Raw genomic sequence first — 13,826 nt, 5'->3', positions numbered from 1 at the left:
CCACGGCCCCGCGAGGAGACTGCATGAGCCTGCCTGCCGCGTTCCTGCGTGATGCCGAGCGCCTGATCCCCGCCGAACGCCGTTTCGACGACCCCACCTCCACCCTGGCCTTCGGCACCGACGCCAGCTTCTACCGGCTGATCCCCAAGCTGGTGGTGCGCGTCGAGTCCGAGGACGAAGTGGTCGGCCTGATCAAACTGGCCCAGCGCGAGCGGGTGCCGGTCACCTTCCGCGCCGCCGGCACCAGCCTGTCCGGCCAGGCCATCAGCGACTCGGTGCTGATCGTGCTGGGCGATAACTGGAACGGCCGCGAAATCCGCGGCCAAGGCGAACAGATCCGTCTGCAGCCCGGCGTCATCGGCGCCCAGGCCAATGCCTGGCTGGCCCCCTTCGGGCGCAAGATCGGCCCCGACCCGGCCTCGATCAACGCCTGCAAGATTGGCGGCATCGTTGCCAACAACGCCAGCGGCATGTGCTGCGGCACCGCGCAGAACACCTACCACACCCTGGCCGGCCTGCGCCTGGTGCTGGCCGACGGCACGCGCCTGGACAGCGAAGACCCCGCCAGCGTCGCCGCGTTCGAGGCCAGCCACGCCGACCTGCTGGAAGCACTGGCCCGCCTGGGCCGCGAGACCCGCGCCAACACTGCACTCGCCGAGCGCATCCGGCACAAATACCGGCTTAAGAACACCACCGGCCTGTCGCTGAACGCACTGGTGGACTACGACCAGCCGCTGGATATCCTGCAACACCTGCTGGTCGGGTCCGAAGGCACCCTGGGCTTCATCAGTGCCGTCACCTACGACACCGTGCCCGACCACCCGCACAAGGCCAGCGCCCTGTTGGTGTTCCCCAGCGTGGAAAGCTGCTGCCGCGCGGTGACCGTACTCAAGCGCCAGCCGGTCTCGGCCGTGGAGCTGCTCGATCGCCGCAGCCTGCGCTCGGTGCAGAACATGCCCGGCATGCCGCTGTGGGTAAAAGGCCTGTCGGATAATGCCTGCGCCCTGCTGATCGAGTCCCGCGCCGCCAGCCAGAGCCTGCTGCATGAACAGCTGCAACAGGTGATGGCCTCGATCGCCGACTTCCCGCTGGAACAGCAGGTGGACTTCAGCGAAGACCCGGCCGTGTACAACCAGCTGTGGAAAATCCGCAAGGACACCTTCCCTGCTGTTGGCGCCGTGCGCCAGACCGGCACCACAGTCATCATCGAAGACGTCACCTTCCCCATCGAGCAACTGGCAGACGGCGTCAACCGCCTGATCCAGCTGTTCGACAAGCACCGCTACGATGAAGCGATCATTTTCGGCCATGCCCTGGAAGGCAACCTGCACTTCGTCTTCACCCAGGGCTTCAACAGCGCCGAGGAAGTCGCCCGCTACCAGGCCTTCATGGACGATGTGGCGCAGCTGGTGGCGGTGGAGTTCGGCGGTTCGCTCAAGGCCGAGCACGGCACCGGGCGCAACATGGCACCGTTCGTCGAGCTGGAATGGGGCCATGACGCGTACCAACTGATGTGGAAGCTGAAGCGTCTGCTCGACCCAAACGGCATCCTCAACCCCGACGTGGTGCTGAGCGAAGACCCGGATATCCACCTGAAGAACCTCAAGCCGCTGCCCGCTGCCGACGAGATCGTCGACAAGTGCATCGAGTGCGGCTTCTGCGAACCGGTGTGCCCGTCCAAAGGCCTGACCCTGAGCCCGCGCCAGCGCATCGTCATGTGGCGTGACATCCAGGCCAGGCAGCGCGCCGGCATCGACACCCGCGAACTACGCCAGGCCTTTCAGTACCAGGGCATCGACACCTGCGCCGCCACCGGCCTGTGCGCCCAACGCTGCCCGGTCGGCATCAACACCGGCGAACTGGTGAAGAAACTGCGCAGCCAGGCTGCCGAGCACGAAAGAACCGCCGACTGGCTGGCCGAACACTTCCACACTGCCTTGGGCGGCGCGCGCCTGACCCTGACCGCCGCCAACACCGCACGCAAGCTGCTCGGCGCCCCACGCCTGGGCCGCCTGAGTGCCTCGCTGAACAAAGCCAGCAAAGGCCGCCTGCCACAGTGGACCCCGGCGATGCCACAACCCCTGCGCCCACTGGACTTCGGCCCGGCCAGCAACGACGCCCGCCCTCGCGTGGTGTACCTGGCCGCCTGCGTCTCGCGGGTGATGGGCCCGGCCTATGCCGACCGCGAGCAAAGCTCGCTGCTGGACAAGACCCGCGCCCTGCTGGAAAAGGCCGGTTACCAGGTGGTCTTCCCCGACAACGCCGACAGCCTGTGCTGCGGCCAGCCGTTCGCTTCCAAGGGCTACCCCGAACAAGCCGAACACAAGCGCCAGGAGCTGATCAACGCCCTCTTGCACGCCAGCCGCGGCGGCCTCGACCCGATCTACTGCGACACCAGCCCCTGCACCCTGCGCCTGGTGCAGGACCTGGGCGAAAGCCGGCTGGACTTGTACGACCCGGTGCGCTTCATCCGCACCCACCTGGTCGACCGCCTGGAGTTCGCGCCCCAGGACGAGCCGGTAGCCGTACACGTGACCTGCAGCACCCAGCACCTTGGCGAAAGCCAGGCGCTGATCGACCTGGCGCGGCGCTGCAGCAAACAGGTGGTGATCCCGGAGGGCATACACTGCTGCGGCTTTGCCGGTGACAAAGGCTTCACCACCCCCGAGCTCAACGCCCACTCGCTGCGCAGCCTGAAGGAGGCGGTGCAGTACTGCAGCGAAGGCATCTCCACCAGCCGCACCTGCGAGATCGGCCTGAGCAGCCACAGCGGCATCGACTACCACGGCCTGGTCTACCTGGTAGACCGCGTCACCCGGCCCCGCAGTATCTGACCCTGTGGGAGCGGGCATGCCCGCGAACACCGGCGCAGCCGGTGCCATACACCGCGCCGCCTGCTTCGCGGGCACGCCCGCTCCCACCGGTCCAGCGCATACCCCGAGCTAACCCAATTCCATGTGGGAGCGGGTTCACCCGCGAACACCGGCAAAGCCGGTGCCATCGCCATCCTCATTTCACTCCGCCACCATCCCGATTGAACCCCCGCCAATCCCCCGCAGTCCACCCTTACAGGCCCACCTTCCAGAGGCCCAGAAGGAGACTCCCATGAAAGGTACCGCGCTTTCAGCCCTGTTCGCGGCCGCCACCCTGCTGGCTTCGCCGGTGTTCGCCGCCGAAGACCTGTGCACCGCCAACCTGCAAAAGATCGACGACAGCATGGCCACCGCCGGCGCCACCTCCGAAGGCCTGGACAAGGCCATCACCGAGCACGTCGACAAAGCCAAGGCTGCCCAAGCCTCGGGCGACACCAAGGAATGCATTGCCATCACCAGCAAAGTCCTGGAGCGCCTGGAAAAAACCGAGAAAGGCAGCGGCACCAGCGGCGGCGGTAGCGGCGCGTGAGCCCAGAAGCGGGCGACCGGACCGGCTGTCGACGTCGCCCGCGCAATGGCGTATACTCCGCCTCACGTACCGTAAGGTGCGTTAGCTTAGAGCTAGTGTGGGGCCGATCAGGATTCGACGCCGGTAGCGAAACTCTAGGTGCATGCCGAGTTGGTAACAGAACTCGTAAATCCACTGTTGCAACTTTCTATAGTTGCCAATGACGAAAACTACGAGGGCTACGCTCTCGCTGCGTAAGCAGCTGAGCCCGCTCTCCTGGTAGCTTCGGCTCCAGCAATCATCAGGGGATGCCTGTAAACCCGAAATGATTGTCATACAGAACAGGATCGTCGTGTAGCACGTTGGGGGCAAAGCGACTAAAACTTACCCAACTCGTCCAAAGCACCCTGCCCGTCGGGCGGCTGCGGATTAACTCAGTAGACAAGGCTAAGCATGTAGTACCGACAGCGGAGTACTGGCGGACGGGGGTTCAAATCCCCCCGGCTCCACCAAATGATCAAACAAAGACGTCCACGGACGTCTTTTTTTGTGCCTGCGATCCAGTAAATACGCAACCTCCAGCGCTTTCGCGGTCTTTTGAGAGTTTTTGAGTTCCAACCGTTCGGGTATTCCAGGCGGTATTCCACCTCACCCGATGCTAATCTTTGGAATACCGAATCAGTGCCTGAGGAGAATCTCATGCCTGCTCAAAACCTCCGTCTCTCCGATCGACAGCTCAAGGGAGTCAAACCCGCGTCCAAGGATTACGTCCTTACCGACGGTGACGGTTTGCAGCTCCGCGTACGCAGCAACGGCTCGTTGCTGTGGAATTTCAACTACCGCGAACCGGTGACCAAAAAGCGCATCAACATCGGCTTCGGGACCTACCCCGAACTGTCACTGGCGAATGCACGAAAGATGGCAGTCGATGCGCGCGAGCTGCTCGCTCAGGGCATCGATCCGAAGGTGCAGCGCAATTCGTTGAATGAAGCCAAGCGCGCAGAAACGGAACACACCTTCGAGAACGTGGCCACCGCTTGGTTCGAGCTCAAGAAAGACTCGGTGACCCCTGCCTACGCCGAGGACATCTGGCGGTCGCTCACGTTGCACGTGCTCCCCGATTTGAAGACGACACCACTCACCAAAATCACCGCGCCGATGGTGATCGGATTGCTTCGTCCAATCGAAGCGAAAGGCAGCCTGGAGACGGTCAAGCGTCTCAGCCAACGGCTAAACGAGATCATGACCTACGGCGTCAACTCCGGCCTGATCTTCGCCAACCCACTCACCGGCATCAGGGCAGTCTTCAAGAAGCCCAAGAAAGAGAACATGGCTGCGCTGCCGCCCGAAGAGCTCCCCGAGCTCATGCTGGAGATCGCGAACGCCAGCATCAAACGCACAACCCGTTGCCTCATCGAGTGGCAGTTGCACACCATGACTCGCCCCGCCGAGGCGGCAACTACTCGCTGGGCAGACATCGACTTTGAAAGGCGTGTCTGGACCATCCCAGCAGAGCGGATGAAGAAGCGCCGCCCACACAGCATCCCGCTGAGTGACCACGCTGTCGCACTGTTGGAGTCATTGAAGACCCACAGCGGCCATCGCGAATACGTCTTCCCGGCAGACAGAAATCCACGCGCCCACGCTAATAGCCAAACGGCCAACATGGCGTTGAAACGCATGGGATTCCAGGATCGGTTGGTCAGCCACGGCATGCGCTCAATGGCCAGCACCATCTTGAATGAGCATGGGTGGGACCCGGAGCTCATCAAGGTGGCCCTGGCGCACGTCGACAAGGATGAGGTGCGGAGCGCCTACAACCGAGCCGACTACATCGAGCGCCGTCGCCCGATGATGGCCTGGTGGAGTGAGTACATCCAGAAAGCTGCCACCGGCAGCCTGCTCGCCTCTGCATACGGCCAAGTGAGAGACAAGAACGTGGTGCCGATCCGCTAGCGTTGTACAGGCGCAACAAAGGCGGCGAAAGCAACTGTGCGTTCAAGATTCAGAGAAAGCAGCCTCGATTAACGCTTGTCAGCGCGGGTCCATCCAAACAGGGCTGCAAAGCCGCCCTGTTTGGATGGACCTCACTTTGAAGAGCTAAAAGCCACAACGTTGTCCGGGACGTACCACGGAATTCCACCGATGGGTAACCGCTTTTCACGTCCCCAGGAGCGCTGAATCTCGGCCCTTGACCGGGTTTATCCACAGGCGTAGAACTAGCCGTGCAAGCGCTGTCGATGACAGCACCCCAGGTGACCCGAACCTTAAAGGTCACGCCGCTCCCGCGGTGGTTCTCCCCAAGGGCGATTCGCATCCGGCAGCTCGCCCGGTCACCTCCCCGGTGATGGATGCCAACTACATTTCATGGCCCTCGTGCGCCAGACGACACTTCCTATTGCGCTGCCCTGCAGCAACCTATCCGCTTGGCCGAATCTTGCCCCAACCTGTGCCCGTTTCTTTCTCCTGGAAAGAGACGGGCACTTCTACCACTGCTGCAGCCCAAATAGCACAAGGCTTTGCGGCAATCCCCCTCGTGACAATCGGCGTGACAAACGCCGATGTCACCAGCAACAGCCATGCAGATGATGGTGCCGCAGACCAGGGAATGGACTGCACCTGACTGACAGTCAGGCATGCACCGGTCATCGCATTGCTGCGTTCACCCGGCTCAGGATCTTCAGGCGCTGGTTTAGTCAGCCAGCCCTGCCTCCACCCGCCCACCGGCAACGGTGTTAAGGAGGCCAGATCATGAGATGCCCTTGCTCCCGGACGTAAGGAGCCGCCAGTCCCGCGTAGAGGACATTCCCCACAGGTCGCAGGGGCCTTGATCCCTGATAACACTCAGCATTCTTGGCGGGATGACGTGGGGCGAGGATCGGAGAACGGGCGATGAGGTGACTGATATGGCAGTGGTGGGTAGACGCGATGGCCGTAATTTCGGCTACGGTAGGCAGCTGAGCTACGCGGGACCGCAGGCGCTGAAAGACATGTTCGGCGGTGGCCATTACGGCACGGTCAAGGCGCACAGTGATCGTTGGCGGGCATTCGTGAAATGGTGCCGCTCCGAACAAGGGCCCGGTATCAATGATGCGCGGCAGATTGATCGGAAGGTGTTGGCCGACTATGCGGCGTACCTGCGCAACGTGGTTGGGCACGGTGACCTCGCCGTCAGCACCGCACAAAACCGCCTATCCAGTGTTAACAGGACCATGGCAGCGCTTCGCGGTGATCAGTGCGTGAAATTGCCAAGCCCAAGCAAGGCGTTGGGAATGCAGCGCTCCGGAGTTCGCCAGTCGATGCCACAGGGCCAAGACCGCGAACAGGTTAAGCACATCGTCGATGAGCTTTGCAGCCGTGATCAGAGACGGGCAGCAGCGATCGTGCTATTGGCGCGGGCCACCGGCATGCGCTTGCGTGAGGCCATCCTAGCTGACCTGCCACGGCTAAGCCGTGAGGCTAATAACCTAGGCAGGATTAACGTTCAGGATGGCACCAAAGGCGGCCGCGCCGGGGCCTCGGCGCCCCGCTGGATAGCGGTGGGCGATCATGTTCGCGAGGCGCTTAGGTTTTCGCAGCAGGCGTCTCCTGCGGGTAGCCGCAAACTGATTGCACCACACGAAAGCTACCTAAATCTTCTGCAAGAAATCATCCGCCCTGCGCGGGACATCCTGCATGCACACAACCTCAAAGGCTTCCACGAGCTACGAGCAGCATACGCATGTGAGCGCTACGAGCAAATCACCCAACACCGCGCGCCTATCAAAGGCGGTCAATGCTGCCAGGTAAATAGGCACCTTGATCGTGTGGCCCGGAGGCAAATCAGCTATGAACTGGGGCATGGTCGGATTGACGTAGTTGCCGCGTACATTGGAGGTCAGTCATGAGTACGCCATTCGATATGGAGCTGTTCTTGGCCGGCATGCTAACAGGGTCGCATGCGACGCGGCAGCGGCATTTCCGGCAGGCTAGGATTATACAGACGGCAATAGCTGAACGGTGGCAGCGGGAGACGCCATGGGGCTGGAAGCGAAAGCATTTGAATTGGTTTTTGAAGAATCGATTGAAACAGCGTAGTGACGGTACCCGATACTATTACCTGCTCATCGTCAGATTGATCGTTCGACGCTTAGGGACATCGTGGGTGTTCGATCTTTGAGCAAAGACAGCCCCGTGATGACCAACTGCAATCGAGCCATAGCGGATGATCGCACCAGGCGCCTTTGAGCCAGAAGCAGTGGTCGAGCACCTTGGAAATTTAAGACGCATCAGGCTGCCATATGCTTGTGATGGTAAAATCGAAGTCGGTATCGGAGGCGTGGATCACAGCATGAAACCAGCGGAATTAGCTGCAATTCCGCTGGTGTAAGTCAATCAAGGGCTGACAATAACCCTGATGTCCGAGCCCGAGATGCTCTTAATATATGAGTAACTCGTTCCCAGGACGGCCAGTTGCTCTTTCGACACTTTCTTCGCTGAGATCGCAGGTTGCACGATCACAAACTTGAAGATCAGCTCATGGTCGTGGCATTTGTTTCGCAGTATCTCCAGCTGCTGAGGCGTGCCCTTCAGCATCCTGTCGAAGTCCTTCAGCAGACCTTGTTGGTATCGATCCATTAGTCGGTTGAAGAACTTATCGCCGGTGTACAGCCATTTCACCGACCTGGACGCCTGACCGCATACTTCATAGACGTCAGCGACGCGTGCCCCAGGCGCAGCCACGCCATCCGTCATAGGACAAAATTTGCAGTGGTAGAGGTCGACGTAGATAGCGTCTTGGTTCTCCCGAATTGCCACCAGGTCAGCAATTTCGCCTTTTCCGTCATCGTTGAACACGATTGAGTAATCGTCAGTGATCTTGTCAAAGGTGAACCCTTGTACTGAATCCTTACGTCGCTCCGCACGCATGGACTCCTGATGGATTTTCGTCGCTCCCCAATCCCAGGGCTCGAGTAAACCGGCTGGCAGTTTTACATCCATGCTGTTGAGAGAGTACTGACGGTAGTTGCCCTGCACCATGGAGCCATCGACCTTGAGCAGTACCAGCGGCTCTCCATCCAGGTAGGAATCCAGTGGCATTTCGTGGGGATAAAGGATCTTCACGCCCGGGCAGGAGGTTTTGTATCCATCCTCCAACAACTTGATAGCGATGGTAGTGAGGCGTCGCTCGTTGCCATCTTTGTCCGCGACCAATACAGGGATTTCCAGCGTGCGCGCATCACTATAATCAGGCTTACCAAGCTCGACATCGAGCAGGTTGAAGGTCTCTCCCTGAAAATACAGCGAGATCCTTTGCTCATTTTCGATCGCGATCGACACAGGCCAGTCGGCGTAGAACAAGCCTTCTGGCCATTTCTCCTTGATCTGGTCAGCACGCATGACATTTTTGAGGACGTCACCAGGGTCGATGGTGTTGTCGTTGAGTTTGACCGCCATGCGCTTGCACCACTCGACCCAGTAGTTGATCGGAGAGGAGTTCATCTCCCAGATCTTGCCCTTGTGCGAACAGCCCACGGTGGTTCGTTCTCCATCCTCAAAACCGGTGGCGAAGATGTTCGACTTTGTAGCATTGCCTTTCTCGATATCGCTGATCACCTGGTTGATGTCGCGCCCCACATGCATCGTAAACCGCAGGTCTTTCCGGGCGCGGGACAGGCCAACGTTCTGCAACTTCATCAGCTTGATGTCGTGGAGCGTACGGAACGCCGGCTCACCATTAATGCGACGAGAGTCTTTGGCCACCAGATTCAGAAAACGAGTTGCCTGGGTGTCGTCACCCGATGTGTGAATAAACAGGGTTTTCTGCGTCTTGTCATAGAACGCGATGTACAAATTCCAGTTGGTATCGACAATTTCTTCGGTCTGAGCCCACCCAACCAGCGTCTCTCGCCGAGTTACCGCAATAACGGTATCGGCTTGCTCATTGATCGAGAAGTACTGCAGTATCTCTCTACGCCCATCCAGACTCTGCGCCCGCTGCGGTGTCCAGTCTTTGGGAGAGACGTCATACGCCACGGCGCTGATTTTGGGGTTTGGGTTCAGCCCGAAAATCACCTGGGCATCGTCACCGTCAGCGAACTGCTCGGTGAAGTCCGCCTTCTCAATTTCCCGGCTGACCTTTTTCTCACTCACGTTGCGAATGACTGCCCCCCAGTCAGCACTCTCCTTATAGAGGTCAGCCATCTGGTGGTCGGTCTTCTGGTTAGCGATGTTCGCCACGAACTTGGCATCACCAAGGGCCGCATTCACCCGTGTCAGCCGGCCGATGAATTGGAGCGTAACGGCAGGGCTTTGGTGTTGATCATGAATGGCAGCAATTTTGAGCTCGGGTAGGTCGAAGCCCTCGCCAAGCATGTCGACGCAGACGATGATTCGGTGCTTCTTCTTGATGATCTCAGCCATCACTCTGGCCTGATTCGGCACATTGCTGTGAATCAGTACCGGCGTTAGGTCGGGGTGCTGCTTGTAAATCTCAAACAGGTCTGACGCCCGCTTGTGCGACTTGGCCCGCACCATCATCAGATGGTTATACCCAGCCTTGAGGTCAGCCCTGAGCAGCTCAACAGCCTTATCTGCGATGGCCTGGTCGGACAGCTTGAGGTTGTATTCTCGTACCGGATGGAACTCGATACCTTTGAAATAGCCGTCAAGCTGCGCATCCCGGAGCGGGTAGTTGTAAATGATCTTACCGGCCAGAGCCAGACCATCTTCCCGGAATGGCGTCGCGGTGAACTGAATACACGGTTTGCCGATGAAGGCGGTTTTGATTCGATTCCAGCTGGCAGCGGCGACGTGATGAGCCTCGTCGATCATCAGGTGGCTGCACATATTGACCAGCGCGCCCAAGGCGGCGTCTTCGAATAGCAGCAGGGCCTGAGGAGTAGCCACAATAATGTTGGCGCTAGCCAAATCAGCAACCTGCTCCTCTGACAACTTCGAATCGATGGACGCCACAATAGGATTGCGCGCCGTGTCCGATACCGCCCCCACGGTGCGGAGCGTCTTCATCTCCGTGCACTTGCCCACCAACTGCGTTCTGAGGGCGTCTGAGGGAACCAGGATCAAGGTTCTTGCCATCCTCGCAGCGATGATCAGCGCGAGCATGGTGTCAGTCTTCCCTGTACCGGTCGGCATGACCACTGTGGCGGTCAAAGAGGGATCAACCACCAGGTGCCCCAGGGTGGCATAAAGCGCAGCCAGTTGAGGCTTGCGCAGCCCAGGTGCCTTCGTCTTTGGATCGTCGAGACTGAAATTGAAGAGATGGCTTTGCCAGCTTTGGTACACATCCAAATGCGTTATGACTACGTCGTCCATGGCGATTACCTGGAGGCAGAAAAGACTTCTGGGGGATAGAGTGGCGATATGGTAGCACGCACCATATTGCTTGATAGGTGAAAGCGATCCGGGACGAAACGCATGAAGACGTTGTCCTTTTGATGCTTGAGCAACCGTTTGAGCAGCTCTATCGAGACGGGCACGGTATGGTCGTAGCGCATCCACAGATCTAGGCGAAGCTTTTTGACCCCGACAAGGTCCTGCGTGATGTCAGACGCACTGCTGCCATATGCCACAGCAGCCAATACATAATCCACCTCAACGCCTATCACAGGCAGCAGATCCCGCAGGTGTAACCCGTTAACTCGGTTGGCGACGAGCTTCATGTCAAATCCCTTTCACACTGCGAATGAATATATCCCTTGTCAGAGGATCCACTAAAAACGACGCAGCTACTCCAGAACAACCTCATCAACAACGATTAAGCTCCCGCGATCATCAATGAAACGGGCATATAGCTCGTTGACTAATGCCGAATCTATACAGCTCACATCCGTCTCATGTTCACGCTCATCATGAGCTTCGGGCTCAATGAAACCCCGATCAAAGCGAAGTCCTGCTTTCTGATTGAACAGGTAGCGCGCATGGATATCTTGGTCTAACTGATCTCCAGCCAACCGATAAATGGTGATTTCAATACCGAGCTCAACCCATCCGCCAAGCAAGTCTCTATACTCTTGCCGCACTACATCTAAGCCGCGCGGGTCCTTAGTGTGGTCGGAGAAAATAGTCACCTGATTAGGCAATGCACCGGTTTCCTGACAAGCAGCAAACATGGCACAGAGAACTTTCGTGCACTTGGACTTGGACTGAAAGTAGCGATCCACCAGTACAACGCTATCCGAGGCGACCAGAACATATTTAGCTACCTGAGCCAACGCATTCGCAGTCCGCTTCACACGAAAATCCCGACGATTTTCAAACAGATTCTCGTGGGCATCATCGAGGCTATGGAATTTTTCTGAGATGACCTGGTTTCGTACCAAGATGGCTGACAACTTATTCAAAACGTCTTCAGCACCAACATTTTCTAGCCAACCACCGTCGCCGTACGGAAGCCTCATCCGCACAAGGCGGTCGCTCTTGATAGCTTGTAATCGCTCCACGACCCGCGCCATGTCGAGATCACCGACACCGTTATGCTTACAGGCCTCTATCACCATTCGCTCCCACTTACCCGGGTAACGCGCGATTAAAAGCCCCTTGCTGTAACCAAATTTCTCCACGGCATAGCGAAGACCTGGCCAGTTATTGATTGCCTCCGGCTCTATGGCAAAAATGGCGTGCATCAGAAAAGCTCCTCGCCACGTTCAGCGAAGAAGCCACTCGGCCAGCGGCTGGTGAACTCACCCGTGTGGTCTATTTCAATCCGTCGGGTTCTCACTCCCATCTCACATGGTTCCATGTAAACGATGGAGACATCAGCTGGTGAGACGGGCTGCAGCCCCGCTGGTAATTCGCGCTCTGAGGTTTCTCGGATGCGACGCAAGATCCGCAGGATCAGGTGCTCGCTATGAGTTTCTATCAAGAAAGTGGTGTTCCTGTTGGCTTGCGTCAGCAAATCGCCGATGCCGACCTGAATCCTTGGATGGACATGTAGTTCCGGTTGCTCGCAGGCAGTAATACCTCGCCCAGCCTGTACCGCTGCGACCACCAGTGGGAACAACTGAGATATTCCGACCCCTACCTCGGAAAAGGCTACCTCGATGTTGTTGAGGTCGTCCCAAAGCACCCACTTGCTGTAGACCTCCTTTGTCGCCAGCTGCCGCGCTTTGGCCCCAGTAGAATGCTGATCTGCCTCGAGCAGTTTTTTCACTGCGTCCAGCGAAATTGGATGCTGCTCCGGCAGCGGATTGCCGTCTTCATCTGCTTCAGAGAGGCTCAGGCTGAGCGAGCCTCCGAAAGTCTCAATCAATGCCTGTAACTCACTGGCGGTATCGCCGCCTCCCGAGTATGCGGCTTGGCTGATCACGCGCTTCGAGCGCAGGGAATATCCGAGATTCAGGGTGCCTGAAGCATTCAGCCAGTGGTTGAGCTCCACCATATTGGCTGCGGTCAATCGCCCTGTGACGTCCCACGCAGCGGCACCGGAATACCAGTCCTTTTGCTGCGGATAGGGATTTGGCCGATGCAGGGCGTCTGGGATAAGGCGCAACGGGCCAATGCACAGGCTCTCGTTGAGCAGCGCCAGTAGGTTGTCGAGAGGTGCAACCAGCACATCCGAGAGGACTTCGTGCAGACGCAGAGTCAGGGCCGGCTCATCTGCCTCGATGACCGTCTCCAACCGCTTACCCGGCACAGGTAAAGCGCCGGCAAGTCCCTTGAAGCCGATAACAGCATGCTCAAAGGAAATCTCGGCGTTCTGCCCAATATCTGTTCTGGACACGGTTTCGGGCTTGCGGTTGGCATTGAGCAGCTCATGCAGGCGGCTGACATAGTCCCTTTCCGCGTACTCTTCGTGGTCCACCTCAGTCAACAACGCTGGGTGCCGATAGTTGAGCCAGGTAATAACTGGCTGTCTAAGGCCCGCATCGCTGGAGAGCTCGGCGATCAGGTCGTCATCCAGCCAGACCTTGTAGCAGGCAACATACGCCATGTCTTCGGCTTTCGACCAAGCAATATGAAACTCCACAGCCATGCGGTTGGCGTCAGCCGTGGGGCTGTCGACAGGTAGGCCAAAATCATCCCCCACCAAATCCACGATCTGGTTATAGCTGGCACCGATGGCGCCCGACTTATCCAGGGTCAGCTTGATAACCATGCGCTTGGCGAGATCACGACCATTGACCAAGCTCTTGAACCCGCCAATATGCTTCTCACCCAGCGCATCAATGCGCTGTGGGTCACACTGCCCCTTCTCCAGCATCTGCTGGATATAGAACAGCGCCATCAGCACCGAGCTTTTACCCACGCTGTTGGGTCCGAACAGCAAGGTGACGGGTGCCAGCGCAATGGATTGGGTGGCCTGAAAGGAACGAAAGTTGGTAAGGGTGATTTCTGTAATGCGCATGATTTTTATGCTCTAGCTCTGCCTATGACCGGCAAATGGCTTATTTGTAGTTTTTACTCAGCCGATGCATGCGCTCACGTAGCCTCTGCTCGGTGCGCAG

At 58.4% G+C, this 13,826-nt stretch carries 9 protein-coding genes and 1 other RNA gene; 6 read left to right on the top strand and 4 right to left on the bottom strand.

Going from position 1 to position 13,826, the window contains the following annotated elements; translation table 11 throughout:
• Positions 1-23 precede the first annotated feature (23 nt).
• The 6 genes from IRZ77_RS07065 (at position 24) to IRZ77_RS26895 (ending at position 7,540) form a co-directional block, all read left to right on the top strand.
• On the top strand, positions 24-2,834 hold the full coding sequence (locus tag IRZ77_RS07065; RefSeq protein WP_196173181.1) for an FAD-binding and (Fe-S)-binding domain-containing protein: 2,811 nt from the start codon (positions 24-26) through the stop codon (positions 2,832-2,834).
• A gap of 271 nt (positions 2,835-3,105) precedes the next feature.
• Positions 3,106-3,402 (top strand): hypothetical protein, encoded by a 297-nt coding sequence (locus IRZ77_RS07060; protein ID WP_013974305.1) that lies wholly within the window; start codon positions 3,106-3,108, stop codon positions 3,400-3,402.
• A gap of 99 nt (positions 3,403-3,501) precedes the next feature.
• Positions 3,502-3,893: a transfer-messenger RNA gene (ssrA, locus tag IRZ77_RS07055) on the top strand.
• Between the two features lie 187 nt (positions 3,894-4,080).
• Positions 4,081-5,337, top strand: a complete 1,257-nt coding sequence (locus tag IRZ77_RS07050; RefSeq protein ID WP_196173179.1) for an integrase domain-containing protein — start codon at positions 4,081-4,083, stop codon at positions 5,335-5,337.
• A gap of 950 nt (positions 5,338-6,287) precedes the next feature.
• Positions 6,288-7,268, top strand: a complete 981-nt coding sequence (locus IRZ77_RS07045; protein WP_196173205.1) for an integrase domain-containing protein — start codon at positions 6,288-6,290, stop codon at positions 7,266-7,268.
• The gene (locus IRZ77_RS26895) at positions 7,265-7,540 is read left to right on the top strand and encodes a hypothetical protein (RefSeq protein ID WP_230386346.1); all 276 of its coding nucleotides are present in this window, start codon (positions 7,265-7,267) and stop codon (positions 7,538-7,540) included. The genes IRZ77_RS07045 and IRZ77_RS26895 overlap by 4 nt, the downstream gene beginning before the upstream one ends.
• Before the next feature lie 215 nt (positions 7,541-7,755).
• Here IRZ77_RS26895 and IRZ77_RS07040 read toward each other — a convergent pair whose 3' ends face one another.
• The 4 genes from IRZ77_RS07040 to IRZ77_RS07025 all read right to left on the bottom strand — a co-directional run bounded on the left by IRZ77_RS07040 (position 7,756) and on the right by IRZ77_RS07025 (position 13,726).
• Positions 7,756-10,695 carry a DEAD/DEAH box helicase gene (locus IRZ77_RS07040; protein ID WP_196173177.1) on the bottom strand — a complete coding sequence of 980 codons (2,940 nt, stop codon included), beginning with the start codon at positions 10,693-10,695 and terminating at the stop codon, positions 7,756-7,758.
• 5 nt (positions 10,696-10,700) lie between these two features.
• A complete protein-coding gene (locus IRZ77_RS07035) occupies positions 10,701-11,042 on the bottom strand; it encodes a hypothetical protein (protein ID WP_230386348.1) in 342 nt (113 codons plus the stop codon).
• A 66-nt stretch (positions 11,043-11,108) separates the two neighbouring features.
• Complete coding sequence (locus IRZ77_RS07030) at positions 11,109-12,005, bottom strand: hypothetical protein (RefSeq protein WP_196173175.1); 897 nt, start codon at positions 12,003-12,005, stop codon at positions 11,109-11,111.
• Positions 12,005-13,726, bottom strand: coding sequence for an AAA family ATPase (locus tag IRZ77_RS07025; protein ID WP_196173173.1), 1,722 nt, complete (start codon positions 13,724-13,726; stop codon positions 12,005-12,007). The genes IRZ77_RS07030 and IRZ77_RS07025 overlap by 1 nt, the downstream gene beginning before the upstream one ends.
• Positions 13,727-13,826: the final 100 nt, after the last annotated feature.

Source organism: Pseudomonas pudica, from assembly GCF_015680405.1.
GTDB lineage: Bacteria > Pseudomonadota > Gammaproteobacteria > Pseudomonadales > Pseudomonadaceae > Aquipseudomonas > Aquipseudomonas pudica.
Note: the sequence above shows the minus strand (reverse complement) of the source record. Positions and strands in the feature narration are given on the sequence as shown.

Bases quoted from the DNA above. Each gene is read 5' to 3' on its own strand.
- IRZ77_RS07050 (WP_196173179.1), top strand. From the start codon at position 4,081: ATGCCTGCTCAAAACCTCCGTCTCTCCGATCGACAGCTCAAGGGAGTC.
- IRZ77_RS07035 (WP_230386348.1), bottom strand. From the start codon at position 11,042: ATGAAGCTCGTCGCCAACCGAGTTAACGGGTTACACCTGCGGGATCTG.
- IRZ77_RS07025 (WP_196173173.1), bottom strand. From the start codon at position 13,726: ATGCGCATTACAGAAATCACCCTTACCAACTTTCGTTCCTTTCAGGCC.
- IRZ77_RS07040 (WP_196173177.1), bottom strand. From the start codon at position 10,695: ATGGACGACGTAGTCATAACGCATTTGGATGTGTACCAAAGCTGGCAA.
- IRZ77_RS07065 (WP_196173181.1), top strand. From the start codon at position 24: ATGAGCCTGCCTGCCGCGTTCCTGCGTGATGCCGAGCGCCTGATCCCC.
- IRZ77_RS26895 (WP_230386346.1), top strand. From the start codon at position 7,265: ATGAGTACGCCATTCGATATGGAGCTGTTCTTGGCCGGCATGCTAACA.
- IRZ77_RS07045 (WP_196173205.1), top strand. From the start codon at position 6,288: ATGGCAGTGGTGGGTAGACGCGATGGCCGTAATTTCGGCTACGGTAGG.
- IRZ77_RS07060 (WP_013974305.1), top strand. From the start codon at position 3,106: ATGAAAGGTACCGCGCTTTCAGCCCTGTTCGCGGCCGCCACCCTGCTG.
- IRZ77_RS07030 (WP_196173175.1), bottom strand. From the start codon at position 12,005: ATGCACGCCATTTTTGCCATAGAGCCGGAGGCAATCAATAACTGGCCA.